General features: G+C 70.2%; 21 protein-coding genes. 17 read left to right on the forward strand and 4 right to left on the reverse strand.

Features of this window, described 5'->3' with window-relative positions:
• Positions 1-190 precede the first annotated feature (190 nt).
• Positions 191-4,066, forward strand: a complete 3,876-nt coding sequence (locus ACGFIM_RS20835) for a DNA-directed RNA polymerase subunit beta' (protein WP_393202615.1) — start codon at positions 191-193, stop codon at positions 4,064-4,066.
• A gap of 225 nt (positions 4,067-4,291) precedes the next feature.
• Here the strand turns inward: ACGFIM_RS20835 and ACGFIM_RS20840 are convergent, their stop codons facing one another.
• From ACGFIM_RS20840 to ACGFIM_RS20855, 4 genes are read right to left on the reverse strand one after another with little or no spacing between them, the layout of a single operon-like run.
• The gene (locus ACGFIM_RS20840) at positions 4,292-5,503 is read right to left on the reverse strand and encodes a coproporphyrinogen-III oxidase family protein (protein ID WP_393202617.1); all 1,212 of its coding nucleotides are present in this window, start codon (positions 5,501-5,503) and stop codon (positions 4,292-4,294) included.
• Positions 5,500-6,750 (reverse strand): cytochrome P450, encoded by a 1,251-nt coding sequence (locus ACGFIM_RS20845; RefSeq protein WP_393202619.1) that lies wholly within the window; start codon positions 6,748-6,750, stop codon positions 5,500-5,502. The genes ACGFIM_RS20840 and ACGFIM_RS20845 overlap by 4 nt, the downstream gene beginning before the upstream one ends.
• Complete coding sequence (locus tag ACGFIM_RS20850) at positions 6,747-7,967, reverse strand: cytochrome P450 (protein ID WP_393202621.1); 1,221 nt, start codon at positions 7,965-7,967, stop codon at positions 6,747-6,749. Before ACGFIM_RS20850 ends, ACGFIM_RS20845 begins: the two co-directional genes overlap by 4 nt.
• 10 nt (positions 7,968-7,977) lie before the next feature.
• Positions 7,978-8,709: a TetR/AcrR family transcriptional regulator gene (locus ACGFIM_RS20855; RefSeq protein ID WP_393202623.1), complete on the reverse strand. Its 732-nt coding sequence runs from the start codon at positions 8,707-8,709 to the stop codon at positions 7,978-7,980.
• Between the two features lie 389 nt (positions 8,710-9,098).
• Here ACGFIM_RS20855 and ACGFIM_RS20860 point away from each other — a divergent pair, with 389 nt between their 5' ends.
• The 16 genes from ACGFIM_RS20860 (at position 9,099) to rplW (ending at position 26,826) form a co-directional block, all read left to right on the forward strand.
• A complete protein-coding gene (locus tag ACGFIM_RS20860; RefSeq protein WP_393202625.1) occupies positions 9,099-9,248 on the forward strand; it encodes a thiomuracin/GE37468 family thiazolyl RiPP peptide in 150 nt (49 codons plus the stop codon).
• Positions 9,249-9,327: 79 nt separating this feature from the next.
• Positions 9,328-11,787, forward strand: coding sequence for a lantibiotic dehydratase (locus tag ACGFIM_RS20865; RefSeq protein WP_393202627.1), 2,460 nt, complete (start codon positions 9,328-9,330; stop codon positions 11,785-11,787).
• Positions 11,784-12,692, forward strand: coding sequence for a thiopeptide-type bacteriocin biosynthesis protein (locus ACGFIM_RS20870; protein ID WP_393202629.1), 909 nt, complete (start codon positions 11,784-11,786; stop codon positions 12,690-12,692). The genes ACGFIM_RS20865 and ACGFIM_RS20870 overlap by 4 nt, the downstream gene beginning before the upstream one ends.
• The gene (locus tag ACGFIM_RS20875; protein WP_393202631.1) at positions 12,689-13,672 is read left to right on the forward strand and encodes a lantibiotic dehydratase C-terminal domain-containing protein; all 984 of its coding nucleotides are present in this window, start codon (positions 12,689-12,691) and stop codon (positions 13,670-13,672) included. The genes ACGFIM_RS20870 and ACGFIM_RS20875 overlap by 4 nt, the downstream gene beginning before the upstream one ends.
• A complete protein-coding gene (locus tag ACGFIM_RS20880; RefSeq protein ID WP_393202633.1) occupies positions 13,669-14,997 on the forward strand; it encodes a SagB family peptide dehydrogenase in 1,329 nt (442 codons plus the stop codon). Before ACGFIM_RS20875 ends, ACGFIM_RS20880 begins: the two co-directional genes overlap by 4 nt.
• Positions 14,994-16,892 (forward strand): YcaO-like family protein, encoded by a 1,899-nt coding sequence (locus ACGFIM_RS20885; RefSeq protein ID WP_393202635.1) that lies wholly within the window; start codon positions 14,994-14,996, stop codon positions 16,890-16,892. The genes ACGFIM_RS20880 and ACGFIM_RS20885 overlap by 4 nt, the downstream gene beginning before the upstream one ends.
• Positions 16,885-18,735 (forward strand): TOMM precursor leader peptide-binding protein, encoded by a 1,851-nt coding sequence (locus tag ACGFIM_RS20890; protein ID WP_393202637.1) that lies wholly within the window; start codon positions 16,885-16,887, stop codon positions 18,733-18,735. Before ACGFIM_RS20885 ends, ACGFIM_RS20890 begins: the two co-directional genes overlap by 8 nt.
• Before the next feature lie 24 nt (positions 18,736-18,759).
• Complete coding sequence (locus ACGFIM_RS20895) at positions 18,760-19,977, forward strand: amidohydrolase (protein ID WP_393202639.1); 1,218 nt, start codon at positions 18,760-18,762, stop codon at positions 19,975-19,977.
• A gap of 300 nt (positions 19,978-20,277) precedes the next feature.
• Positions 20,278-20,652, forward strand: coding sequence for a 30S ribosomal protein S12 (gene rpsL, locus ACGFIM_RS20900; RefSeq protein WP_020542315.1), 375 nt, complete (start codon positions 20,278-20,280; stop codon positions 20,650-20,652).
• 2 nt (positions 20,653-20,654) lie between these two features.
• Positions 20,655-21,125, forward strand: a complete 471-nt coding sequence (gene rpsG / locus ACGFIM_RS20905; protein ID WP_364068667.1) for a 30S ribosomal protein S7 — start codon at positions 20,655-20,657, stop codon at positions 21,123-21,125.
• An 84-nt stretch (positions 21,126-21,209) separates the two neighbouring features.
• Positions 21,210-23,258, forward strand: coding sequence for an elongation factor G (fusA, locus tag ACGFIM_RS20910; protein ID WP_393204149.1), 2,049 nt, complete (start codon positions 21,210-21,212; stop codon positions 23,256-23,258).
• Between the two features lie 154 nt (positions 23,259-23,412).
• On the forward strand, positions 23,413-24,606 hold the full coding sequence (gene tuf, locus ACGFIM_RS20915) for an elongation factor Tu (RefSeq protein WP_393202642.1): 1,194 nt from the start codon (positions 23,413-23,415) through the stop codon (positions 24,604-24,606).
• 297 nt (positions 24,607-24,903) lie between these two features.
• Positions 24,904-25,212 carry a 30S ribosomal protein S10 gene (rpsJ, locus tag ACGFIM_RS20920; RefSeq protein WP_012887830.1) on the forward strand — a complete coding sequence of 103 codons (309 nt, stop codon included), beginning with the start codon at positions 24,904-24,906 and terminating at the stop codon, positions 25,210-25,212.
• A gap of 14 nt (positions 25,213-25,226) precedes the next feature.
• Complete coding sequence (rplC, locus tag ACGFIM_RS20925) at positions 25,227-25,880, forward strand: 50S ribosomal protein L3 (protein WP_393202644.1); 654 nt, start codon at positions 25,227-25,229, stop codon at positions 25,878-25,880.
• A complete protein-coding gene (gene rplD, locus ACGFIM_RS20930) occupies positions 25,877-26,524 on the forward strand; it encodes a 50S ribosomal protein L4 (protein ID WP_393202646.1) in 648 nt (215 codons plus the stop codon). Before rplC ends, rplD begins: the two co-directional genes overlap by 4 nt.
• Entirely contained in the window at positions 26,524-26,826 is a 303-nt protein-coding gene (rplW, locus tag ACGFIM_RS20935) for a 50S ribosomal protein L23 (RefSeq protein ID WP_393202648.1), read from the forward strand. The genes rplD and rplW overlap by 1 nt, the downstream gene beginning before the upstream one ends.
• Positions 26,827-26,867: the final 41 nt, after the last annotated feature.

Genomic DNA, 26,867 nt, shown 5'->3' on the forward strand with positions numbered 1-26,867 from the left:
TCCTTCAAGGTCCTCATCAAGGAGATGCAGTCGCTGTGCCTGAATGTCGAGGTCCTCTCGAGCGACGGCATGTCCATCGAGATGCGCGACACCGACGAGGACGTCTTCCGCGCGGCGGAAGAGCTCGGTATCGATCTGTCCCGGCGTGAGCCGAGCAGCGTGGAAGAAGTCTGAGGGGGAGATCGCACAAATGCTGGACGTCAACTTCTTCGACGAGCTTCGGATCGGGCTGGCGACGGCCGACGATATCCGTCAGTGGTCGCACGGCGAGGTCAAGAAGCCGGAGACCATCAACTACCGCACCCTCAAGCCGGAGAAGGACGGGCTCTTCTGCGAGAAGATCTTCGGCCCGACCCGCGACTGGGAATGCTACTGCGGTAAGTACAAGCGGGTCCGGTTCAAGGGCATCATCTGTGAGCGCTGCGGTGTCGAGGTGACCCGAGCCAAGGTGCGTCGTGAGCGGATGGGCCACATCGAGCTGGCCGCCCCGGTCACGCACATCTGGTACTTCAAGGGTGTGCCGTCGCGCCTCGGTTACCTGCTCGACCTGGCTCCGAAGGACCTGGAGAAGGTCATCTACTTCGCGGCGTACATGATCACGCATGTCGACACCGAGATGCGTGAGCGCGACCTGCCCTCGCTGGAGGCGAAGATCTCCGTCGAGCGGCAGCACATCGAGCAGCGCCGCGACGCCGACATCGAGGCCAGGCAGAAGAAGCTCGAGGCCGACCTGGCCGAGCTCGAGGCCGCCGGCGCCAAGGGCGACCAGCGGCGCAAGGTCCGCGAGGGCGCCGAGCGCGAGATGCGGCAGATCCGCGACCGCGCCCAGCGCGAGCTGGACCGGCTCGAGGAGGTCTGGAACCGCTTCAAGAACCTCAAGGTCCAGGACCTCGAGGGTGACGAGCTGCTCTACCGCGAGATGCGCGACCGCTTCGGCCGCTACTTCAAGGGCGGCATGGGCGCGCAGGCGATCCAGGACCGCCTGATCAACTTCGACCTCGAGGCCGAGGCCGAGAGCCTGCGCGAGACCATCCGCAACGGCAAGGGCCAGAAGAAGGCCCGCGCCCTCAAGCGGCTCAAGGTCGTGTCGGCGTTCCTCAACACGACCAACTCGCCGCGCGGCATGGTGCTCGACTGCATCCCGGTCATCCCGCCGGACCTGCGCCCGATGGTGCAGCTCGACGGTGGCCGGTTCGCGACCTCCGACCTCAACGACCTGTACCGCCGGGTCATCAACCGGAACAACCGCCTCAAGCGTCTGCTCGACCTCGGCGCGCCCGAGATCATCGTGAACAACGAGAAGCGGATGCTGCAGGAGGCCGTCGACGCGCTGTTCGACAACGGCCGCCGCGGTCGCCCGGTCACCGGTCCCGGCAATCGGCCGCTGAAGTCCCTCAGCGACATGCTGAAGGGTAAGCAGGGTCGCTTCCGCCAGAACCTCCTGGGCAAGCGAGTCGACTACTCCGGCCGTTCGGTCATCGTCGTCGGTCCGCAGCTCAAGCTGCACCAGTGCGGTCTGCCCAAGCAGATGGCGCTGGAGCTGTTCAAGCCGTTCGTGATGAAGAGGCTGGTCGACCTCAACCACGCCCAGAACATCAAGTCGGCCAAGCGGATGGTCGAGCGCGCCCGCCCCGTGGTGTGGGACGTGCTCGAAGAGGTCATCACCGAGCACCCGGTCCTGCTCAACCGCGCGCCCACGCTCCACCGTCTGGGCATCCAGGCGTTCGAGCCGCAGCTCGTCGAGGGCAAGGCCATCCAGATCCACCCGCTCGTCTGCACCGCGTTCAACGCGGACTTCGACGGCGACCAGATGGCGGTGCACCTGCCGCTGTCGGCTGAGGCCCAGGCCGAGGCGCGCATCCTGATGCTCTCGACCAACAACATCCTCAAGCCGGCCGACGGCAAGCCCGTCACCATGCCCACCCAGGACATGGTGATCGGCCTCTACTGGCTGACCACCATGAAGGAGGGCGCGAAGGGCGAGGGCCGCGTGTTCGGCTCGGTGGCCGAGGCGCAGATGGCCTTCGACCGCCGCGAGCTGGACATCCAGGCCAAGATCCAGATCCGGCTCAAGGACGTCCTGCCGCCGCGCGACTGGGTGGCCCCCGAGGGCTGGGAGCCGGGCGACCCGGTCCGGCTGGAGACCACGTTCGGGCGGTGCCTGTTCAACCAGACGCTGCCGGACAGCTACCCCTTCGTCGACTTCCAGGTCGGCAAGAAGCAGCTGTCGCAGATCGTGAACGAGCTGGCGGAGAAGTACCCCAAGATCGAGGTGGCCGCCGCGCTCGACGCGCTCAAGGACGCCGGCTTCCGCTGGGCGACCCGCTCCGGTGTCACGATCTCGATCGAGGACGTCGTCGCGCCCCCGAACAAGACCGAGATCATGGAGAACTACGAGCGCCGGGCCGACAAGGTCCAGCGCGAGTACGAGCGTGGTCTGATCACCGACGAGGAGCGCCGCCAGGAGCTCATCGAGATCTGGACCCACGCCACGGCCGACGTCGAGACCGACATGGTCAACGCCTTCCCGGCGACCAACCCGGTCTGGATGATGGTCAACTCCGGCGCCCGCGGTAACAAGATGCAGGTCCGGCAGATCGCCGGTATCCGCGGCCTGGTGTCCAACACCAAGGGTGAGACGATCCCGCGGCCGATCAAGGCCTCGTTCCGCGAGGGCCTGTCGGTGCTGGAGTACTTCATCTCCACCCACGGTCAGCGGAAGGGTCTCGCCGACACCGCTCTGCGTACCGCCGACTCGGGTTACCTGACCCGTCGTCTGGTCGACGTCGCCCAGGACGTCATCGTGCGCGAGGTCGACTGCGGCACCGACCGCGCGGTCCCGCTCAACGTGGCCGAGCGCGACGCCGCGGGCAACCTGGTCAAGGCGGAGAACGCCGAGTCCAACGTGCACGGCCGCATCCTGGCCGAGGACGTCGTGGTCGACGGCAAGGTCATCGTCCCGGCGGGCGTCGACATCAACGACAGCCACGTGACGAAGCTGGTGGAGGCGGGCGTCGAGACCGTCCGCACCCGCAGCGCGCTCGTCTGCGAGGCCAAGATCGGTGTCTGCGCCAAGTGCTACGGCCGTTCGCTGGCCACCGGCAAGCTGGTGGACGTCGGTGAGGCCGTCGGCATCATCGCCGCCCAGTCCATCGGTGAGCCCGGTACGCAGCTGACGATGCGTACCTTCCACACCGGTGGTGTGGCCGGTGCCGACATCACCCACGGTCTGCCGCGTGTCACGGAGCTCTTCGAGGCCCGCATCCCCAAGGGTGTCGCCCCGATCTCCGAGGCCGAGGGCCGCGTCCGGATCGACGAGACCGACAAGACCAGGAAGGTCGTGATCATCCCCGACGACGGGTCGGAGGAGGTCGCCTACCCGGTGTCGATGCGCTCGCGCCTGCTCGTCCAGGAGGGCCAGCACGTCAAGGTCGGCCAGCAGCTGGTCGCCGGTGCGGTCAACCCGAACGAGGTGCTGCGCATCCTCGGTCCGCGCGCCGTGCAGCTGCACTTGGTGGCCGAGGTCCAGCAGGTCTACCGCTCGCAGGGTGTGTCGATCCACGACAAGCACATCGAGATCATCGTGCGGCAGATGCTCAAGCGCGTGAACGTGCTGGAGTCCGGTGACACCGACCTGCTGCCCGGCGAGCTCGTCGAGCGCCCGCGGTTCGAGCAGATCAACCGCGAGACCGTGGCCCAGGGCGGCCAGCCGGCCGCCGGTCGCCCGGTGCTCATGGGCATCACGAAGGCGTCGCTGGCCACCGAGTCCTGGCTGTCGGCGGCCTCCTTCCAGGAGACGACCAGGGTGCTGACGGACGCGGCGATCCACGCCAAGTCCGACTCGCTGCTGGGCCTGAAGGAGAACGTCATCATCGGTAAGCTCATCCCGGCCGGTACCGGCATGCCGCAGTACCGCAACATCCGGGTCGAGCCGACCGAGGAGGCCAAGGCCGCGATGTACACCGTCGGCGGCTACGACGGCTCGGCCGCCGACTACACCTTCGGCACCGGCAGCGGCGAGGCCGTGCCGCTGGAGGAGTACGACTTCGGCCAGTACAACCGGTAAGCGGCTGACATAGCCCAAGGCGACGCGCCCGGGTCCCTCGATGAGGGGCCCGGGCGCGCTGCTGTTCCGGCTCGGTGATGCCCTGCGCCTGTCGTGGGCCCGGGCGTTGTGGTGGGCCCGGGCGTTGTGGTGGGTTCGGGGTGTGACTCCCGGCTTGTGGCGAGGTGCGCTGCGGAGCGTGGCCCGGCGCACCCGGCAGGGCGCCGGGCGGTGTGGACGGCGGGGTCAGGCGCGGGTCGGTTCCAGGTGGATGACCTCGCCGGCCGTGGTGTCGGGGGTGTCGATCCAGTTGAGCGCGATGAACACCCGGGCCAGGTCGTCGGGGTGGATGCGAATGCCGTTGCGGTCCACGATGACCCGGCCGTGGCTGTTCATGCGTTCCAGGTACGCCATGACCTCCGGCTGCTCGCAGGCGATGCGGAGGGGGACGCCGGTGCGCTCCTGGTAGAGCCGGGCGTCCATGCCTTCGACCGTGGTCAGCGCCTGGGACAGGAAGTGCAGCGTGAGCTGCGGCGCATCGGCGGGCGCGTTGACGTCGAAGGCGAGCGGGTTGGCGTTGTAGTGGGCGAGCTTGCCCTTCTGGTAGCTCAGGTAGCGGCGGCCGATCAGGGAGTTGGCGCCCGAGCCGAAGCCGATCCAGTCCATGCGGAGCTGGTAGTACGCCTCGTCCGACTGGCAGCGCGGCGCGCCGAAGTAGGACATGGCGTACTCGGGGAAGCCCGCGCCTTCCAGCAGCTCCTTGGCGATGCCGTACGCCTGGAGCTGCTGGTTGAGGTCGAGCCGGGCGCCCCTGTGGACCTGCTTGCGCAGCACCGTGCCGGGGCTCGCCCGGTACGGGTAGATCGAGAAGTGGTTGATGGGCAGGGCCAGGGCCGTGCGTACGGACTCGGCGACCTCGTCCCCGGTCTGGCCGGGGAAGCCGACGATCAGGTCGATGTTGATGTTGGTGAAGCCGGCGTCGCGGGCGTTCTCGACGGCGGCCACGGCCTGGGCGGCGGCGTGGGCGCGGCCCAGGCGGCGCAGGCGCGTGTCGTCGAACGACTGGACGCCGATGCTGATCCGGTTGAAGCCCAGTTCGCGGAGCAGGCGCAGCTTGGCGGGGTCGAGGGACTCCGGGCTGCCCTCGATCGTCGCCTCCTTGACCGTGCTGAGGTCGAACTCCGCCGACAGCGTGCCGTACAGGGACTCGATCTCCTGGGGGCCGAGGATGCTCGCGGTGCCGCCGCCCCAGTAGACGATCTCGGGGTGATAGTGCTCTTTCAGCGCGGGCGCCTGCACGCGGATCTGGGTTCTGATGGCCTCCATGTACGCCACCCGCCCCGGGCTCTGCTCGTTCAGCCGAAGGTCGCGTACGGGGACCTGGACCACCCAGTCGCAGAAGTGGCACTTGGAGTTGCAGAACGGGACGTTGGCGTAGATGAGCAGGGGCTTGGTCATGAGGAACCTCTCACGTGCATCTCCCTGACGCCGAAGATCTGGCTTTCGTAGAAGGCGAGCTTGGCCGGTCGCAGCTCGGTGAAGCGCCCGAGCAGCCGCTCCAGTGCGATGCGGCCCTCCAGGCGGCCGAGCTGGGCGCCCAGGCAGAAGTGCACGCCGTGGCCGAAGGCGAGCTGGCCGGTGAGCCGCCGGTCCAGGTCGAACAGCTCGGGGTCGGTGAACTGGCGCTCGTCGTGGTTGGCCGACAGCAGCCAGGCCATGACGAACCTGTTGGCCGGGATCGTCTCGCCGGCCAGCTCCACGTCCCGCGTGGTCACCCGGCCCGCCTGCATGAACGGCGAGCGCAGGCGCATGCTCTCCTCCAGCGCTTGGGGTACGAGCGAGACGTCGGCCCTGACCCGGCGCTCGGCCTCGGGGGCTTCGGCCAGGCAGAGCACGGTGTTGCCGATCAGCACCGTGGTCGTGACGTGCCCGGCCAGGAGGAGCAGGCTCGCGGTGTTGACCACCTGCTCCTCCTCCAGCCGCTCGCCGTCCACCTCGGCGTGGACCAGGCGGCTCAGCAGGTCGTCCCGGGGGCGGGTGCGGCGCTCGGCGCAGTGTTCGCGCAGGTAGGCGTTCATCTCCGCCATGGCCTCGGCCACCCGCCGGGCGAGCGAGGGGTCGGTGAAGTCGGGTACCTGCAGTGACATCAGCCGGTCCGACCAGGTGCGGAACAGGTCGCGGTCGCCCGGCGGGATGCCGAGCAGCTCGGCGATGACGATGACCGGCAGCGGATAAGCCAGGTGCTCGACCAGGTCGAAGTCCGGGCCGGGGAGGGCGTCGAGCAGCTCGTCGGCGATCGCGGCGATGCGCGGCTCCAGCGCCGCGATGGAGGCGGGCGTGAAAGCGGCGGTGATCAGCCGGCGCTGGTGGCGGTGCTCGGGCGGGTCGATCATCGTGATGCCGCCCTGCCCGAACGGCTGCTGCCCCATGAGCCTGGTGCGATCGGAGGAGAACCGCTCGTGGTCCGCCAGGACGGCGCGGACGTCGTCGTAGCGGAAGACGTGATACATCCCGTACGAGTCCCGCCAGACGGGATGCTCGTCCCGCATGGTGCGCAGCCAGGCGAACAGCGCGGTGCCGCCGTCGGCGGAGGATGGCGGCCCGGCGGGGAGCCCTGCTGAGGGCCCTGCTGAGGGTGCTGCCGGGTTGGGCGAGGGCTGCCCGGCCGGGGACTTTCCCGGTGCGGGGGAGTGGGCGGCCGTCATCGGGCCGCCCGCTTGACGCGTACCGGAAGGCTCTTCACGCCGAACATCGGGTCCTCGTAGTACTCCAGCGTCGCGTCCGGCCGGATCTCGATGTGCTCGAACCGGTCGAACACGAGGTCCAGCGCGACCTTGCCCTCGACCCTGGCCAACGGGGCGCCCAGGCAGAAGTGGATGCCGTGGCCGAAGGCGAACTGGCGGTTGGGCTGGCGGGTCAGGTCGAGCCGGTACGGGTCGGGGAACTGGCGCTCATCGTAGTTCGCGGACAGCAGCCAGTTGATGACCATGGATCCGGCCGGGATCGGCGTGCCCGCCACCTCGACGTCGGTCGTGCACAGCCGGGCCGCCTGGGTGAGCGGCGGGCGCAGCCTGAGCACCTCTTCGAACGCCGCCCCGATCAGCTCCCTGTCGGCTCTGATGGCGCTCTCGACGCCGGGCGCGTCGCGGAAGCACAGGAACGCGTTGCCCAGCGCCATGGTGCTGGTGATCTGGCCGGCGAGCAGCAGCAGGCACGAGGAGTTGACGATCTCGGCGTCGGTGAGCCGGTCGCCGTCCACCTCGGCCGCGATGAGCCGGCTGACCAGGTCGTCCTGCGGCCGGGCGCGGCGCTCGTGCACGTGCGTGAGGACGTACTCGCCCATCTCGCGCATGGCCTGGCCGACCATGCGCCCGATCTCGATGTCCCTGGGGTCCTCGACGTGCAGCGCGACCAGCCGGTCGGCCCAGGAGCGGAACATCTCCCTGTCGTGGATCGGGATGCCGAGCAGCTCGGCGATCACCATCACGGGCAGCGGGTGCGCGATCTTCTCGACCAGGTCGAACTCGTCCTCGTCGATGTCGTCGAGCAGCACCGTCGTCAGCTCCGCGATCCGGGGGACCATGTCGGCCGACATTTTCGGGGTGAACGCCTGGCTGATGAGTTTGCGGAGCTTGCGATGCTCCGGGGGGTCGGTGAGCATCAGGCTGCCGGCGCTGAACGGGTCGCCTCCGGGGCGCAGCCGGTTGATGTCCGAAGAGAACGTCGCGTAGTCCGACATCACCCGCTGTACGTCAGCGTGCCGGAAAACGTGGAAGATGCCGAACGCGTCGCGCCAGACGGGTTGCTCGTCCCGCATAGTGCCGAGCCACTCGAGCAGCGCGCCGCCGCCGTCCTTGATTCGGGGCCGGGCATCGGCGGGCATCGGCATGGTCGCGTCGGGTCGCACGTGGGTCTCGTTCACTTTCGGCTCCTTAGACGGAGGCGGCCATGGGCCGGCGGATCAGTTTCGCCCGGTAATTCGCCGCCGCCTCGTCGAAGATCTCGACGGTACGCCGGGCGGCCTCGCTCAGCTCCTCGGCGGGGAGCCGGTCTGCGGGTTCGAACGAGCTCCTGACCACGCCGGCCAGGCAGTCGGCGCGGGCACCCGCGTCTAACGTCGCCCCCGCGATCTCTGCGTGCAGATGGAGTTTGATGAATCCGGAGAGAACGGCGTCGAGCGCGAAACCGTCACAGGGGTTCCACAATTCTTTGTCGTGCAGCATCCGGAGGTACTCACGGAATGGCGCGAACGTGGTGAAGCGGTAGCACTGAAAGTCGAACCGCGGGTCGTCGCAGGCCTTTCCGAGGATCTCTTTGTCGTGGGTGTAGAGCGCTCGGAAGAGCGGATACTTGAAAACCAGCGTGAAGAGTTCCCGGGTCAGTTCGGAAAGCCGCGCGACGGCGGGCCGAAGAAACGTGATCCGGGATATGTCCTGGCATACTCCGGCAATTTCCTGGATGACAAGTGTTCTGATCAGATCGTCTTTGGTGTCCCAGCTGAGATAAATCGTGCCCTTTCCGATGTCCGCTCGGCGGGCGATCTCGTCCATCGTGGTCCGCTTGTAGCCGGACCGCAGGAGCAGGCTCCTGGTGACGTCCATCGTCCTGCGTACGCGATCATCGCTGGTCCTCCCGCCCGTGCTGCCGGTCGAGACGGTGCTCATGGCTGGGTGACTCCTCCCCGTAAGAGCTGGTGCGCCGGTCGAAATCCCGACAGTTCCGATCGCTAATGGGCCCCCTTTGTGTCTATCGAGATAGCGGCATGTCAGCAGCAGACGGCGGCTCTGTTCCCGACAGAGCGTTGCTTTCAAATAAGCCGAAATGTCCGGCTCTCGCCAGCCGGATGTCCCCCGTGTGTCCTCCCTCTGACCGTCTGACCAATCTTCGATTTCAGTCAGATAGTTCGCATTATTGACTCTTATCCATATGTACACCTAGCGTCTGCGATGTCGCAAGGGTGTTACATACCCGGCGATCATCCCCCAGCGATGCACATCTGTGCGTTTGCGTGGAAAGTCGATGGGGGTATCCACCCCCGGGAAGGAGAGTCCTAATGGACCTCAATGACCTGCCCATGGACGTCTTCGAACTCTCCGGAGACGACCTCGCCGTGGAGTCCCTTACCGCTGGTCACGGCATGACCGAGGTCGGCGCCTCGTGCAACTGCTTCTGCTACATCTGCTGCTCCTGCTCGAGCGCCTGACCTGCGGGCGCGGACGCCGTGTCGCCGCGGCGTCCGCGCCCTTTTTCCTGCCGGTGAAGGAGCGAATGGGGCACAGGTAATGACGTTTACCGAACGGGAAGGTCCGCCGGTCGCCGTGCGTACGTGCGGGGTCACGACGCGGAAGCTGGGGTCGCTGCGCTGGGAGAAGTCCTACGCGCTGGCGACCCGGCTGCTCGCCGAGACCGCCGGCGTCGAGGCCGCAGGGCGGCGGCTGGCCGTGCGGATCGGTGACGTCATCGGCGGCCTCGGCGCGTCCGGGCCCCGGCCCCTGCTCGTCGGGCTGCGCAGGGCGCTGCACGCGGGGCGGCTGCCTGCGGGGCGCGAGTGGGGACCGGAGGTCGAGGCGGCGCTGCCGTACGAGCTGAAGGAAGAAGTGGCCGCATGGGTGCGGCGGGCGCGTGAGTGCGCGGAGCTGCGCTCGCGGCTGCCCGAGGTGGTCGCCAGGGAGAGCGCAGAGCGGGAGGAACGCCTGCGCTCGGTCGCCGCTGACCCCGCCTTCCGCCGCGGGCTGTCGCTCGCCGGGCCCGAGCTCGCGGCCGAACTGGAGCGCTGGATCGCCGACCCCCGCCGCCGCCCCAAGCCGCAGAAGCTGCTCAGGCTGGCGAAATACCTGGCCCGGGCGGCGGTGAAGACCAGCCCCTACAGCACGTTCACCAGTACCGGGCCCGCGGTCTGGGGGAGCGCTGAGCGGCCGCTCGACGCCGGCGAGCCGGTGCCGGTGCTGGAGCTCGACGGCGTCAGGACGTACGCGGGCGAATGGGTGCGGCTGAACCCTTCGGCCACGGTCGCGGGCGGCAAGGTGGAGTTCATCGGGCCGCCACCGGGAGAGGCGCTGGTGTCGATCGGGACGACCGAGGCCGTCGCCGCGTGCCTGCGCGTCGCGGCGGGCGGGGACTGGGTGCACCGGGACCGCTTCGCCGAGGAGCTGCGTGCCGAGCCCGCCGCGGTCGCCGCGTTCGTCGGCAAGCTGATCGCGGCCGGGCTGCTCGAAGCCCGCCCGGCCGGCCTGCCCGCCGGCCTGCGGGAGGGGATCGCCCGCGCCGAGCGCGCCGCCGATCCGGCCGCCTACCGCCACGAGCTCCGCCGGCTCACCGCAGCGGCCCAGGCGCACGCCTACGGCGCGAAGAAGGACGACGGCGGTGCGGAGAAAAGCGGCGAGGGGGCGGTGGTCCATGAGGTGACCGTCAGGACGCGGCCCGTCGCGGAGCTCGACCCCGAACGGTGGCGGGACAGGCTGGCCGACCTCGACGTCGTACGCCGCTGGCTGGCCGTCTTCGACCCCAAGCACGCCATGCGCCTGGCCGTGGCCGGCTACCTCACCGCGCGCTACGGCCCCGATCCGGCGGTGCCGTTCCTCACCCTGCATCGCCACATACAGCAAGAGCTGGCGGGCACCGGAGAGGCGGGCAGGGAGCTGCGGGCCTTCCTCGGCCCGGCGGCGGCGTGGACGCAGCCGCTCGCCGCGTCGGCCGTGCCCAGGATCCGCGAGCTGGAACGCCTGCGCGCCGAGGCGCGGGAGCTGGCGCTGCGCGCGGAGGACCCCGACGGCACCTGCCGCGTCGCGACTGACATGCTGGCCGCGCAGTCGGCGTCCTGGCCCTCCTGGATCGCCATCCCCGAGTCCTCCGCCTGCTACGTGCAGGCGGCAGACGGCTCGCTGGTGCTCAACGTGATCCACTGCGGCCACGGCAGGGCGCTGCGCAGGCTCGACCACCTCACCGAGCGCGCCGCCGGCCGTGCCGGGTGGACCGGCGCCGGCCGTCCGGGCGAGCACGCAACACCGCCCCGCGTCGAGGATCCGCCCGACGCGGTGTACGCCGAGATCTCCGGCGACCTGGGCTCCAGCCTCAACGCCCGCCCGCCGAGCACCCGCTACGAGATCGACTACCCGCACTCGCCCGGCACCCGCCCGCCCGAGTTGCGGCTGCCGCTCACGGACCTGCACGTGACGCTCGGCTCCGAGACCGGCCTGCCCGAGCTGCGCTCCAAACGGCTCGGCCGCCGGGTGATCCCGCTGCACCTGGGGATGGCCGCCGAGTTCCAGCTCCCACCGGCCGCGCGCTTCCTCGAACGCGTCTTCGGGCCCGGCTACCTGCTCCATCCCAGCTCGCCGCCGCTGGTCCGGATGGGCAGGGTGCCGTCGCAGGTCACCCGCTACCCGCGGGTCGAGGCCGGGCGGGTGGTCGTGCAGCGCCGCCGCTGGCTGGCGCCCGCCGCGACGTTGCCGGTCCGGCCGAAGGGCGAGGACGACGCGGCGTACCTGGTACGGCTGATCGCGTGGGCGGACGAGCACGGCGTGCCGCATCGCTCGTTCGTACGGGCCTGGCCGGAGCAGACGGGACAGGCCGGCCAGGACAAGGCGCGCAAGCCGCTCTTCCTGGACCTGGCCGACCTGTTCCTGGTCAAGAACTTCGAGCGCCAGATACGCGGCTGCGCGTTCGCGCTCTTCGAGGAGGCGCTGCCCGATCCAGGGCCGGATCGGGTGACCGAATACCTGATCGAGATGGGGGGCCGATGAGCTGGGTGAGCGTGCACGTCTTCTCGCAGGGACCGCTCGACCACATGATCACGGAGCTGGCCGGGCCGCTGCTCGGGGACGACGGCTTCTTCCTGCGTTACTGGGAGGGCGGCCCGCACCTGCGGATCAGGGTCAAGTCGCACCCTGCGGAGCACGTCGTCGCGCGGGCGGAGGCGTACCTGCGCGAGCACCCGTCCGAGGCGGTGATCGACCCGGAGGAGTACGCCAGGCTCGCCGCCACCCTCGCCGCCCGCGAAGGGCTGTCCGGGCACACCGGCCGCCTCTATCCGAACGACTCCGTGCACCTCATCCCGTACCGGCCGGAACACCACCGCTACGGCACCGGCCGCTCGCTCGACGCGGCGGAGCGGCACTTCCACGAGTCCAGCAGGATCGCCCTCGAGCTGATCAGGTCCGGGCTTCCGCCCGCGCGCCGGGGCGCGGCCTGGCTGACCATGCTGCTGGTGGCCTGGCAGGTGGCAGGGGAGGGCCGGATGTTCGCACCGCCGCCCGGAGCGCCGGTCGACGCGCCGTACGACGAGGCGACTCGTGCGCGGCTGGCGGCGCTGGCGGCGCACGCCCGCACGGTCACCGCACAGCCGCCGCCGAGCGAGCCCTCCGGCGTGGTCGCGACCTGGTACGCCTCGATCGCCCGGCTGGCCGGTGAACTGGCGGCGGCCGGGTTCGACGCGCGGCGGACCGGCGAGACCGTCGATCTCGCCGCCCATCTGCTGGCCAACAGGCTCGGCATCCGCGTGCAGGAGGAGGCCCGCCTGCGCCACCTGGCGACGGGCGCCGTACGGGAGCCGGAGGTGAGCGCCGAACGCGCTCCCTTCGGCTACGGACGACAACCGGAGGCGAGCGCCGGACTGCCTGGACACGAGCCGGAGGTGAGCGTCGGATGACGTGGACGCGGCTGCGGGTCGACTACCACGACGGCCCGATGGACGACCTCATTCTGGACGCGCTGCGCCCCGCCTGGAGCGACGGCGCCCGCGGTTACTTCGTCCGCCACTGGATCCGCGGCCCCCACCTGCGGGTCTTCGTGGACGGCGACGCGACGCAGACCGCCCGTGCGATCGAGCGGTACCTCGCGGCGCATCCGTCCGCGGGCACCACCGCGCCGGAGACGCTGCTTCCCCTTCACGAGCGCCTGGCCGAGCTGGAAGGCGAGCAGGGGCCGCTGATGCCGTGGGCACCCGACAACACGGTCACCGCCGAGCCGCCCGGCCTCGACACCGAGCTCGACCGGTTCCTGGCCGGCTTCTACGCCGACACCACCGAGGCCGCCTTCGAGGCGCTCGACCGGGTGCGCGCCGGCACGCCCCTGCCGGGGATCGCCTTCGACCTGGTGGTCTCCACCGTGCATCACCTGTCCGATGGCGGCCTGCCCGCCGCCAGGACGTCGCTGCGCTCGCACGCGGAGGCGTACCTGGCGCGCACGCCCGGCCTGCGCGAGCGCTGGCGGGCGCACTACGAGCGCAACAGGGCGGCGCTCACCGCCAGGATCGAGGCCCTGACCGGTAGTGCCGGACCGGTCGGCTGGCTGGACACGCTGCGCCGCACCCGCGACCGCGGCAGGGCGCTCATCGACGCGGGCCGCCTGTGCCTCGGCTACGACACCGGAGGCACCACCGCACCGGCCACCGGGCGGACCGTCACGGAGCCGCCGCTCGCCGAGGTCTCGGTGTTCCACCGTCGCCTGGAGACCGACGCGACCTGGCTGGCGGTCAAGGACACGCCCGCCTTCGCCGCGTACCGGCTGGTGCTGAACTGCACGTACCTCCATCTCACCAGGCTCGGGCTCTCGCCCGACCGGCGCTTCCTCGTCTGCTACCTCGCCGCGAACGCCGCCGACGACGTCTACCGGGCGGTGGCCTCGTGAGCGTCCGCATGAGAGAGAGCCGGATAAGAGAGGACCGGATAAGAAAGGAGCGGTACGAGCTGCGCGGCGGCGTGCACCTCGCCAGGCTGGGCTCAGGAGCCCGCCTGTTCGCCTGGCCGCACGCCGAGACGCTCGGCGACCTGACCGAGGCCGAGCTCGGCCTGCTCCGCGACCTGGCCAAGGGGCCCCGCCCGGCCTCGGGGCCGCTCGTCGAACGGCTCCGCGCGGGCGGCTGGCTCAAGATCACGGTGATCGACGGGGACCGGCCGCTCTACACCCTGGACCCGCTCCGCCCGCCGCCGCCCCGGCCTCCCGTACCGGATGAGCCGGTGCTGTCCAGGTTCGCCGCGCTGCGGCGGGACGGCGAGACGCTGGTGGCGAGCTCCCCGCTCGCCTGGTGCGACCTGCGCATCCACGATCCCGCCCTGGTGGCGGACGTGGTCAGCCCGGGAGGGGCGCCGCTCGCCGACCTGGCGTGGGCGGGACTGGCCGTGCCGCGCGGCTCGGAGGAGGCCGAGCTGCGGGTCCGGCAGTGGGCGCCGCACGAGCTGGAGTTCCACGAACGCAGCCGCGTCGGCTACCGGGGCTACCTGGGCGACGGCTTCGGCGGGACGTTCTGGGCGCGCGGGCGGTTCGAGCCGCTGCCCGCCAGGCCGGAGCCGTACCCGGGTGAGGCGATCGGGCTGCGCGTCCCCGACCTGGAGGAGCTGCGGCAGAAGGACCCCACGCTCACCGACGTCCTGGAGGGCCGCAGATCGAGGCGGGAGCACGACGACGCCCGCCCGCTCACCCTCGACCTGCTCGGCGAGTTGCTCTACCGCACGTCCAGGGTGCGCGAGACCTGGGTCGCGGACGGCGTCGAGTACACCAGCAAGCCGTACCCCTCCGGCGGGTCCGTCTACGAGCTGGAGATTTACCCCGTCGTGCGGAACGTGGCCGGCCTCGAGCCCGGGATGTACCACTACGACGCGCACGAACACGTCCTGCGGCGGGTGCGCGAGGCCGCGCATCCCGCCGTGCGCAGGCTGCTGACCGTCGCGGGCCACGGAGCCGCCACCGGACAGCGTCCCCAGGTCCTGCTCTCGATCGCCAGCAGGGCGGGCCGGCTGCTGTGGAAGTACGAAGGCATGGGGTACGCGCTGACGCTCAAGCACGTGGGCGTGCTCTACCAGACGCTCTACTGCGTGGCCACGGCGATGGGCCTGGCCGCCTGCGGGCTCGGCAGCGGCGACTCGGTCGCGTTCGCCGAGGCGACCGGACGGGACCCGCTGGAGGAGTGCGCGGTGGGCGAATTCATGATCGGAACCGTGGAGGCACCGCGTTGATCGACTTCAAGCCCCGACTGCCGGCCGACGTCCGCTTCGCGCCCACCTCCGGCGGTGTCGCCTTCCTGACCAGGGAGGGCATCGTGCGGATGAACGGCGCCTCCGCCCACCTGTGGATGGAGCGGCTGGCCACGTACCTCGACGGGAGCAGGACCGTGGCCGAGCTGACCGCCGGGCTGCCCGATGAGCGGCGCGCGTTCGTAACGGGCCTGCTGACCAAGCTGCACGAGCGCGGCCTCGTCGAGGACGCGGCGCGGGCCGGCGGGCGTGCCAGGCCCGGAGCGCTCGACCTGCCCGCGGGCCTGCGCTGCTCGTTACTGGGCGGGGGCGACCGCTTCGGCGCGCTGCCCGCGGCCCTGGCCGACGCCCTGACCCGGCTCGGGCTGGAGGTCGTCCGAACGGCCGGGGACGCGGTGGACCGGGCGGGGACGTGCGATGCGATGGTGCACCTGGCGTCGGCCGGCGCGGACGGGCTGGCCGCCGCCGCGGAGCTCGACCGGCTGAGCGCCGCGCACGGGGTGCCCGTCATGCACGTTCTGCTGCGCGAGGGTGAGGCGTGGTGGAGCGAGGCGGGGATCGCAGGCGGGGAGGTCCCGCCGCTGGCCGCGGGCTGGCGGCGGCTGGCCGCCATGGAGGCGCGCCCGCCCGAGGCCGGGCCGGTCCGCGTGCCGTCCGTCGCCGCGGCCGTCGTCGCCGGGCAGGTCGCGGCGGACCTGGGCCGCCGCCTGTCGGGGACGCCGCGGGCGGACGGCGACCCCCGGCTGCACGTGGTGGACCTCGCCGAGCTGCACACCCGTACGCACACCTTCCTGCCGCATCCCGCGGTGGCGCGGCCGGACGGGAGCACACAGGCGGCGCCTCAGCGGGAGAAGCTGACGGAGGAGGAGTTCTCCCGGCGGGCCGCCAGGCTGATGGACTCGCGGACCGGCGTGTTCGCCGAGATCGACGAGGGGGAGTACGGCCAGCTCCCGCTGCACGTGTCGGTCACCACGGTGGCCGACCCCATGGGCGTGCTGGGCGGGGCCCGGCCGCGGGTGATCGGCGTGGGGCACGACTTCGCCGTGGCGCGGTACCGGGCGGCGCTGAAGGCGCTCGCCGTCCACGGGCTGCTCGCCTGCGACCCGCGCCGCCTCCTCACGGCGGACGGCGAGCCTCTGTTCGGCGCGCCCGCCGCACCGGACGGCAGCACGCCGCCGCTCCCCGAGGCCGCCGGACAGGACGCGAGCCTGCTCGAAGACGTCGCGGCGGGGCGGGCCGAGGCGTTCGTCCGCGGCCGGGACCTCGTCAACGGCGACGAGGTCCTGCTGCCCGCGCGCGAGGTGTTCCTCGACCCGTACGCCATCGGGGCGGCCGCCGGCTACTCGGCCGAGGAGGCGCTGGTGGCGGCGCTGCTCGAGCACGTCGCCGCGACCGGACGCGACGGGCCGCTGCCGCCCGTGGACGCGGCCGGCGCGCGGTCGGCGGACACCGAGATCGACCGCTCGCTCGCGCTTCTGGAGGCGACCGGCCGCGACCACCAGGTGCTGGACGCCACCGGCGCCTGCGGCGTGCCCGTGTTCGCGGGAACGCTGGACGGCAGGCTCGTGGCGCGGGCGGCGGGCGTCACGCCGCTGGCGGCCCTGCGGGCCACACTCGAAGGGATGCTCGCCGCGTACCAGGGCATTCCAGCCTCCAGGCCGCTGCCCGACGTGCACCTGACCGCCGCCGACCGGTCGCCGGTCACGGTGGACGCGCACGCGGAGCCGCTGAGCGCCGCGCACCTCGCCGCCGCGCTGGCCGGCGAGGGGCTGCGGGCCGGCGCCGTCCCGCTGGACCACGACGCCGCGGTGCACGCGCTCGTGCCGCACGTCGTCCGCGTCGTCACCTACCCGCTCCAGGAGCCGCTTCATGGCTGAGGTCATCGGTACGGGCCTGCTCGCGCAGGAGATCGAGATCGCGCTGAAGCGCCGCGACGACCGGGGAGAACCCCACGTGGTGATCAGCGCGGAAGACGGCTGGACGTGCGGCAGGACACCGGAGGACGGCGCGGCGGCGTGGCTGCCGGTGCGGGTGGAGTACAACGTCGCCGTCATCGGGCCGCTGCACAGGCCGGGCGAGCCCGGCTGCCTCACCTGCTTCGAGACGCGGCGCGAGCGCATCAGGACCGACAGCGCCGACCGGGCCGCCATACTCGCCGCGCACGGCGAGGAGCTGGCCGCGCGGCCGTCGCCGTACCTCGGGCGGCTGGCCGCGGGCACCGTCGCGGCGCTGGCCGCGCACGCCGTGGACGGCCCTGCGTGCACCGTCTGGTACGTCGACCTGCGCACGCTCACGGTCGAGCGCCACTCGTTCCTGCCGGAGCCTCACTGCCCCGGCTGCGGGGACCTGCCGGACGACGACCGCGAGTCCGCCGCGTTCGAGCCCGGCGAGCTCCCGCAGCCGCCCGCCTACCGGGTCAGGGACGTGCTCGCCGAGCACGGCGAGCTGCTCGGCACGTACGTGGACGGCGAATGCGGCCTGATCAGGCCGCTCGTCAGGGACACGCTCGGCGGCCTGGTGATCGCCGGTGCGATGCTGCCGCTGCGCTTCGACGGCGGCTCCGAGCCGGGCGTCGGCAGGACGCGGGGTTACCGCTCCAGCGAGGTCACCGCCATGCTGGAGGCGCTCGAACGGTGGGGCGGGGTCGAGCCCGGCGGCAAGCGCACCCGTGTGCGGGCCTCGTACGCGGAGGTGGGCAAGGACGCGCTCGACCCGCGGACGCTGGGCGTGCACGACCCCTCGTCGTACGCCAGGGAGGGCTTCGGCTTCCGGCCGTTCACCGAGGACGCCGTCTGCGACTGGGTGTGGGGGTATTCCTTCGCCCGCCGCGCCCCCGTCCTGGTGCCGGAGAGCGTGGCGTATTACTACGTGCGCGGCAAGGACCGGCCGTTCCTGTTCGAGATCTCCAACGGGTGCGCGCTCGGCGGCAGCATGGCCGAGGCGCTGCTGTACGGGCTGCTGGAGACGGTCGAGCGGGACGCGTTCCTCATGACGTGGTACGCCCGCCTGCCCGTGCCGCGGATCGACCTCGCCACGGCCCGCGACCGCACCATCCCGCTCCAGGCGGCCGCCATCACGGCGGAGACCGGCTACCGGGTCGAGCTGTACGACACGACGATGGAGCACGGCATCCCCAGCGTGTGGGCGATGGGGGTGCGGCAGGACGGCGACCGGCGCAGGCCGCGCATGGTGTGCGCGGCGGGCGCGCACCTCGACCCCGAGAAGGCCGTGCTGAGCGCGCTGAGCGAGCTCGGCCCGCTGCTGGCCGACCTCATCCGGCGCTACCCGGACGAGATGGACAGGGCGCGGGAGATGGTGGCGGACTCCGACCTCGTGACCACCATGCACGACCACTCCACCCTGTACGGCGCGGACGGCGCCTTCGAGCGGCTCTCCTTTCTGACCGGGGGCACGGACGTGCGGCGGCTGCCGGACATGGCGCGCGTGCCCGGCCCGTTCGACATCGAGGGGCTGGTGGGCCGTTTCCTCGCCGAGGGCATGGACGTGGTCGTCGTGGACCAGACGACGCCGGAGCACCGCGCGGGCGGCTTCCGCTGCGTCAAGGTGCTGGTGCCGGGGACGCTGCCGATGACCTTCGGCCACCGCAACCGCAGGGTCCACGGGCTGAGCCGGCCCCTCGAGGTGCCGTACCGGCTGGGCCACCGCGACGAGCCCCTGACGCCCGCCGACCTGAACCCCGATCCCCACCCCTTCCCATGACGTGACGTCCCCATGCCGACTCCCATGCCGACTCCCACGCCGACTCCCCTGACGGACGAACTGCGCGACCTGGCGATCTTCCGCGCCGACCTGCACGCGCACCCCGAGCTGTCCCACCAGGAGTCGCGCACGGCCCGCCGCCTGGCGCAGCGGCTGGCCGCCGCCGGCTGCGAGGTCACGACCGGGGTGGGCGGCCACGGCGTCGTAGGACGGCTGTCGCGGGGCGACGGGCCGGTGGTCATGCTCAGGGCCGAGCTGGACGCGCTGCCCGTCAAGGAGGACAGCGGCCTGTCGTACGCCAGCGCCGCCACCGCTTGCCTGCCGGACGGCCGGACGGTGCCCGTGTCGCACGCCTGCGGCCACGACCTGCACCTCGCCTGCCTGGCCGGCGTCGCGGGGCGGCTGGCCGCGTCGGACGGCTGGCGGGGGACCGTCCTGCTGGTCGGCCAGCCCGCCGAGGAGACGCTGGACGGCGCGGCGGCGATGCTCGCCGACGGCCTCTACGAGAGGTTCGGCACGCCGGACGTGGCGCTGGCCCAGCACGTCTCGCCCTTCCCAGCCGGCCTGATCGCCTACGCCGACCCGCCCACCGCCGCGGGGACGGAGCTGCGCATCGCCGTCAGCGGCGACGGCGGTCACGTCAGCCGGCACGCGGCGGGGGCGGCGCGCAACCCGGTGCCGGAGCTGGCCGCGCTCGTCCACAGGATCGGCGGGACGGCCTTCGGCGAGGCGAGCGTCACCGTGGGGACGCTGCGCGCGGGCGAGCTGCCGAACGTGGTGCCGCCCGTCGCCGAGGCGGGGCTGACGGTCAGGGCCGCCACGCTGGACGCGGTGGACGGGGCGGTCGCGCTGATCAGGCGGCTCGCGGGGGAGAGCGCGGGTGCCGCCGTCACCGTGGTGTCCCGGGTGCCGCAAGGAGCGAACGACCCGGCGGCCACCGCCGCGGTGCGCAAAGCGCACGAAAAGGCCCTGGGCGCGGTCGTCACCGCCCCGGGCGGCGCCGCCTGCGAGGACTTTCCCCTGTATGGTGTTCCGTCTGTCTATTGGTACGTGGGCGCGGCCCCGCGGTCCGGTCGGGTCGGACACCCCCATACCGGGGCCTTCTGCCCCGACCCGGTGCCGACGTTGCGAGCCGGGGTCACGGCCATGCACGCGGCGGCAGTGGCAGTCCTCGCGAACACGTCACGGATCACCTCGCCGTCCCGATATCATGGGCGCGGGGCTGTAGCCGAGCCCGGCTGAACAGGCTTGGCGTCCCGGAGTGGCAAGGCTTATCCGCTTTGCCGCGCCGCTTTGACGTGTCGCAGAGGCGTAGGTAGTCTTGTGCTTCGTGCCCGTCGTAAGCGGGCCCTCGACCGTGCGCTCATTGCGGCGCGGGACGGCTTCCTGGCTCGTAATCCTCGCGGACGTGTCTGTGCGAATAGCGCGACACGCCCGAGCGCGGGGGCACCGAGGCAAGAAAAATCAGCAGGTCATGACACCGGCAGTACCTGCGACAAGACACATGACGTAGTACCGGCCAAGGCACGAAACGGAGTGGCAGTGCCCACTATTCAGCAGTTGGTCCGCAAGGGCCGGCAGGACAAGGTCTCGAAGACCAAGACTCCTGCCCTCAAGGGGAGTCCGCAGCGGCGCGGCGTGTGCCAGCGCGTTTACACCACCACCCCGAAGAAGCCCAATTCGGCACTGCGTAAGGTGGCCCGCGTTCGGCTCACGAACGGCATCGAGGTCACGGCCTACATCCCCGGTGTGGGTCACAACCTCCAGGAGCACTCCATCGTGCTCGTGCGCGGCGGTCGTGTGAAGGACCTGCCGGGTGTTCGCTACAAGATCATCCGTGGTTCGCTCGACACCCAGGGTGTGCGCAACCGCAAGCAGGCCCGTAGCCGCTACGGCGCGAAGAAGGAGAAGAGCTAACAATGCCGCGTAAGGGTTCTCCTGGCCGTCGTCAGCTCATGGCTGACCCGGTTTACAGCTCGCCGCTGGTGACCGCCCTGATCAACAAGGTGCTCCTGGACGGCAAGCGCTCCATCGCGCAGTCGATCGTCTACGGCGCGCTCGAGGGCTGCAGGGAGAAGACGGGCAACGACCCGGTCGTCACCCTGAAGCGCGCGCTTGACAACGTCAAGCCGACCCTCGAGGTTCGCAGCCGTCGCGTCGGTGGCGCGACCTACCAGGTGCCTGTCGAGGTGCGCGCGGCGCGCAGCACCACCCTGGCCCTGCGCTGGCTGGTGCAGTACGCCCGCGCCCGCCGCGAGAAGACCATGACCGAGCGCCTCATGAACGAGCTCCTCGACGCCAGCAACGGCCTCGGGGCGAGCGTGAAGAAGCGCGAGGACACCCACAAGATGGCCGAGTCCAACAAGGCCTTCGCCCACTACCGCTGGTAGTGGATCCGACGAGACGACGAGGACGCGAGAGAAGTGGCCACCACGACCGCTCTTGACCTGGCCAAGGTCCGCAATATCGGGATCATGGCCCACATCGACGCGGGCAAGACCACCACGACCGAGCGCATCCTGTTCTACACCGGCATCAACTACAAGATCGGTGAGGTCCACGAGGGCGCTGCCACGATGGACTGGATGGAGCAGGAGCAGGAGCGCGGCATCACCATCACGTCTGCCGCGACGACGTGCGAGTGGCTCGGTCACACCATCAACATCATCGACACTCCCGGCCACGTCGACTTCACGATCGAGGTGGAGCGTTCGCTCCGCGTCCTCGACGGGGCCGTCGCCGTCTTCGACGGTGTCGCGGGTGTCGAGCCTCAGTCGGAAATGGTGTGGCGGCAGGCGGACCGCTACAACGTTCCGCGCATCTGCTTCGTGAACAAGATGGACCGCGTCGGCGCCGAGTTCCACCGCTGCGTCGACATGATGGTCAGCCGTCTTGGCGCCACGCCGGCCGTCATCCAGCTGCCGCTGGGTGTCGAGGCCGACTTCAAGGGCGTCATCGACCTGGTCAAGATGAAGGGTCTCGTCTGGAGCGCCGAGGCGGCGAAGGGCGAGATGTACGACGTCGTCGACGTCCCCGCCGACCACGCCGATGCCGCCCGCGAGTGGCGCGACCGCCTCATCGAGACCGTCGCCGAGAACGACGACGAGCTGATGGAGCTCTACCTCGAGGGCACCGAGCCCACCGAGGACCAGCTCGTCGCCGCCCTGCGCCGCGCGACGCTGGCCGGCAAGGTCAACCCGGTGCTGTGCGGCACCGCGTTCAAGAACAAGGGCGTGCAGCCCCTGCTCGACGCGATCGTCGCCTACCTGCCGGCGCCGACCGACATCCCGGCCTTCAAGGGCCACGCGGTCGGCAACGAGGACAAGGTCGTCGAGCGTCACGCGGACGTGAACGAGCCGTTCTCCGCGCTGGCGTTCAAGATCGCGAGCGACCCGCACCTGGGCAAGATCACCTACATCCGCATCTACTCGGGCAAGCTCGAGGCCGGTTCACAGGTCATCAACTCTGTGAAGGGCAAGAAGGAGCGGATCGGCAAGATCTACCAGATGCACGCCAACAAGCGCGAGGAGCGCCCGTCGGCGATCGCCGGTCAGATCGTCGCGGTCATGGGTCTGAAGGACACCACGACCGGCGACACGCTGTGCGACCCGGCCAACCAGGTCGTGCTCGAGTCGATGACGTTCCCGGCTCCGGTCATCAACGTCGCCATCGAGCCCAAGACCAAGGGCGACCAGGAGAAGCTGTCCACCGCCATCCAGCGGCTGGCCGAGGAGGACCCGTCCTTCCAGGTCCGCCGTGACGAGGAGACCGGCCAGACGGTCATCTGGGGCATGGGCGAGCTGCACCTGGAGATCCTCGTCGACCGCATGCGCCGCGAGTTCAAGGTGGAGGCCAACGTCGGCCGCCCGCAGGTCGCCTACCGCGAGACCATCCGCCGCAAGGTGGAGAAGGTCGACTACACCCACAAGAAGCAGACCGGTGGTTCCGGCCAGTTCGCGCGGGTGATCATCGACCTGGAGCCGCTGGGCGAGGGCAACGACGGCTACGAGTTCGAGAACAAGGTCACCGGTGGCCGCGTCCCGAGGGAGTACATCCCGTCGGTCGACGCCGGCGCACAGGAGGCCGCCGAGTTCGGCGTGCTGGCCGGTTACCCGATGGTCGGCGTCAAGGTGACGCTGGTCGACGGTCAGGCCCACGACGTCGACTCCTCGGAGATGGCGTTCAAGATCGCCGGTTCGATGGCCTTCAAGGAGGCCGCTCGTAAGGCCGAGCCGGTGCTCCTCGAGCCGATGATGGCGGTCGAGGTCACCACTCCCGAGGACTACATGGGTGATGTCATCGGTGACCTCAACGGTCGCCGGGGGCAGATCCAGGCGATGGACGAGCGGGCCGGCGCCCGTGTCGTCCAGGCGCTCGTGCCGCTGTCTGAGATGTTCGGCTACGTGGGCGACCTGCGTAGCAAGACGCAGGGGCGGGCGAGCTACAGCATGATATTCGACTCCTACGCTGAGGTGCCTCCGGGCATCGCCAAGGAGATCGTCGCGAAGGCCCGGGGCGAGTAAGTTCCGATCCGGCCGCGCGAGCGGGCGGACCGGGCGCAACGTCCTGGTCCCTAGGTGCGGTGGCCACAGCGGCCGCCGCACCGCCAAGGGGTTCGGATCACCCGGGCCCGAGTGTGTAGACGAAAGTCAGTCAGATTCTCTAAGGAGAGAACCAGTGGGCAAGGCCAAGTTCGAGCGGACTAAGCCGCACATGAACATCGGCACCATTGGGCACATCGACCACGGCAAGACCACGCTGACCGCGGCGATCACCAAGGTGCTCCACGACCGTTACCCCGAGCTCAACGCCGCCACGCCGTTCGACAAGATCGACAAGGCGCCGGAGGAGAAGGCTCGCGGCATCACCATCTCCATCGCGCACGTCGAGTACCAGACCGAGAAGCGTCACTACGCGCACGTCGACTGCCCCGGTCACGCCGACTACGTGAAGAACATGATCACCGGTGCCGCCCAGATGGACGGCGCCATCCTGGTGGTCGCCGCGACCGACGGCCCGATGCCGCAGACGAAGGAGCACGTCCTCCTGGCCCGCCAGGTCGGCGTCCCCTACATCGTCGTGGCCCTCAACAAGGCCGACATGGTCGACGACGAGGAGATCCTGGAGCTCGTCGAGCTCGAGGTCCGTGAGCTCCTCACCGCGCAGGAGTTCCCCGGCGACGAGGTGCCGGTCGTCCGCGTGTCCGCCCTCAAGGCCCTTGAGGGCGACCAGAAGTGGGCCGACAGCATCATCGAGCTCATGAACGCCGTGGACGAGAACGTCCCCGAGCCGCCGCGTGAGACGGACAAGCCGTTCCTCATGCCGGTCGAGGACGTCTTCTCCATCACCGGTCGCGGTACGGTCGTCACCGGCCGTATCGAGCGCGGTGTCGTCAAGGTCAACGAGCAGGTCGACATCATCGGCATCAAGCCGGAGAAGATCTCGACCACCGTCACCAGCATCGAGATGTTCAACAAGATGCTGGACGAGGGTCACGCCGGTGACAACGCCGCCCTGCTGCTCCGCGGTATCAAGCGCGACGAGGTCGAGCGCGGCCAGTGTGTCATCAAGCCGGGTACGACCACCCCGCACACCGAGTTCGAGGGCCAGGTCTACATCCTGTCCAAGGACGAGGGCGGCCGCCACACGCCGTTCTTCAACAACTACCGCCCGCAGTTCTACTTCCGTACGACGGACGTGACCGGCGTGGTGCACCTGCCCGAGGGCACCGAGATGGTCATGCCGGGCGACAACACCGAGATGCGCGTTGAGCTGATCCAGCCCATCGCCATGGAGGAAGGCCTGAAGTTCGCGATCCGCGAGGGTGGCCGCACCGTCGGCGCCGGCCGGGTCACGAAGATCATCAAGTAGCCAGACCGTCGGGGCGGCGGCCGGCCCCGGTCTCCGGGACCGGCCGCCGCACCACGTCCCAGCCGGAACCCGTACGCGAGAGCGGCGGGAGCCGGCGCGGGAGGCCCCACGCAGGACACCGTGATCCAGCAGTCGCTTCGGCCGGCACACGTGACCGAAGTCACTGCCGGATCACGGAAGGAAAAGGCAGATCGACGACGTCTGCCAGTGGGGTTACGCGGGCTCTAACCTGCAAGAACAGCGGCAACAGGCCGCACGATACTTTTTCAGACGACAGCGAAGGACACCGAGGCCACTATGGCGGGACAGAAGATCCGCATCCGGCTTAAGGCCTATGACCACGAGGTCATCGACAGCTCGGCCAAGAAGATCGTCGAGACGGTGACGCGGACTGGCGCGAAGGTCGCGGGCCCGGTGCCGCTGCCGACCGAGAAGAACGTGTACTGCGTCATCCGCTCGCCGCACAAGTACAAGGACAGCCGCGAGCACTTTGAGATGCGCACGCACAAGCGGCTGATTGACATCATCGACCCGACCCCCAAGACGGTCGACTCGCTCATGCGACTCGACCTCCCCGCGGGTGTCGACATCTCGATCAAGCTCTGAGGGAACGCACTGACATGGCTAAGACGATCAAGGGCGTCCTGGGCAAGAAGCTCGGCATGACCCAGGTCTTCGACGCGGACAACCGGATCGTCCCGGTGACCGTGGTCGAGGCCGGTCCGTGCGTGGTGACCCGCGTCCGTACCCCCGAGAAGGACGGCTACTCCGCCATCCAGCTCGGCTTCGGGCAGGTCGACCCCCGGAAGGTCAACAAGCCGCTCGGCGACTACCTGCGTAAGCACGACATCACCCCGCGCCGTTACTTCGCGGAGATCCGCACCGACGACGCGAGCGACTACACCCTGGGCCAGGAGCTGCTGGCCGACACTTTCGAGCCCGGCCAGTACGTCGACGTCACTGGCAAGAGCAAGGGTAAGGGCTTCGCCGGTGTCATGAAGCGGCACGGCTTCGGTGGTCTGGGCGCGTCGCACGGTACGCAGCGCAAGCACCGCTCGCCGGGTTCCATCGGTGGCTGCGCCACCCCGGGCCGCGTTTTCAAGGGTCTGCGCATGGCTGGTCGGATGGGTAACGTCCGCACCACCGTGCAGAGCCTGAAGGTTCACGCCGTCGACGTCGAGAAGAATCTGCTCCTGATCAAGGGTGCGATTCCCGGCGCCAACGGCAGCCTGGTCCTCGTTCGCACCGCTGCCAAGAAGGGGGCTGCCAAGTGAGCACCACTATTGACGTCCTCGACGCCAGCGGCTCGAAGACCGGCACCGTAGACCTGCCCGAAGACGTCTTCGGCGCCAAGGTCAACGTACCGCTGATCCACCAGGTGGTCACGGCCCAGCTCGCCGCTCGCCGGCAGGGCACGCACAAGGCCAAGACCCGTGGTGAGGTCTCCGGCGGCGGCAAGAAGCCGTACCGCCAGAAGGGCACCGGTCGCGCCCGTCAGGGCTCGACCCGCGCGCCGCAGTTCACCGGCGGTGGCACCGTCCACGGCCCCGTGCCGCGCGACTACTCGCAGCGCACGCCCAAGAAGATGAAGGCCGCCGCGCTGCGCGGCGCCCTGTCCGACCGGGCCAGCGGCGGTCGCGTCCACGTGGTGAAGTCCCTGGTCACGGGTGACACGCCCAAGACCAAGGCGGCGCTGGAGGCCCTGCGCAAGGTCACCCAGGCTCCGCGCGTCCTCGTCGTGGTCGACGCCGACGACGAGCTGACCTGGCTGAGCCTGCGCAACGCTCCGGAGGTCCACCTGCTGGACGCCGGGCAGCTCAACACCTACGACGTGCTCGTCCACGACGACGTGGTCTTCACCCAGGAGGCGTACGACCAGGTCGTGGCGCGGCTGAGTGGCGGGAAGGAAGACGCCTGATGGAGAAGATCGCCGACCCGCGCGACGTCATCATCAAGCCGGTCGTCTCTGAGAAGAGCTACGGCCTGATCGATGAGCACAACAAGTACACGTTCCTGGTGAAGAAGACCGCGAACAAGACCCAGGTCAAGATCGCCGTTGAGCAGATCTTCGGGGTCAAGGTCACCAGCGTGAACACGATCAACCGGCAGGGCAAGCGCAAGCGGACCCGTACCGGCTACGGCAAGCGTCCCGACACCAAGCGCGCGATCGTGAGCCTGGCGGAGGGCGACCGGATCGACATTTTCGGTCAGGTCGGCTAGCAGCCTGAGAAATGAGCGCGGACCGCAGGTCACGCGCGGGG

It is taken from the genome of Nonomuraea sp. NPDC049309, from assembly GCF_043196965.1.
Taxonomy (GTDB): domain Bacteria; phylum Actinomycetota; class Actinomycetes; order Streptosporangiales; family Streptosporangiaceae; genus Nonomuraea; species Nonomuraea fastidiosa.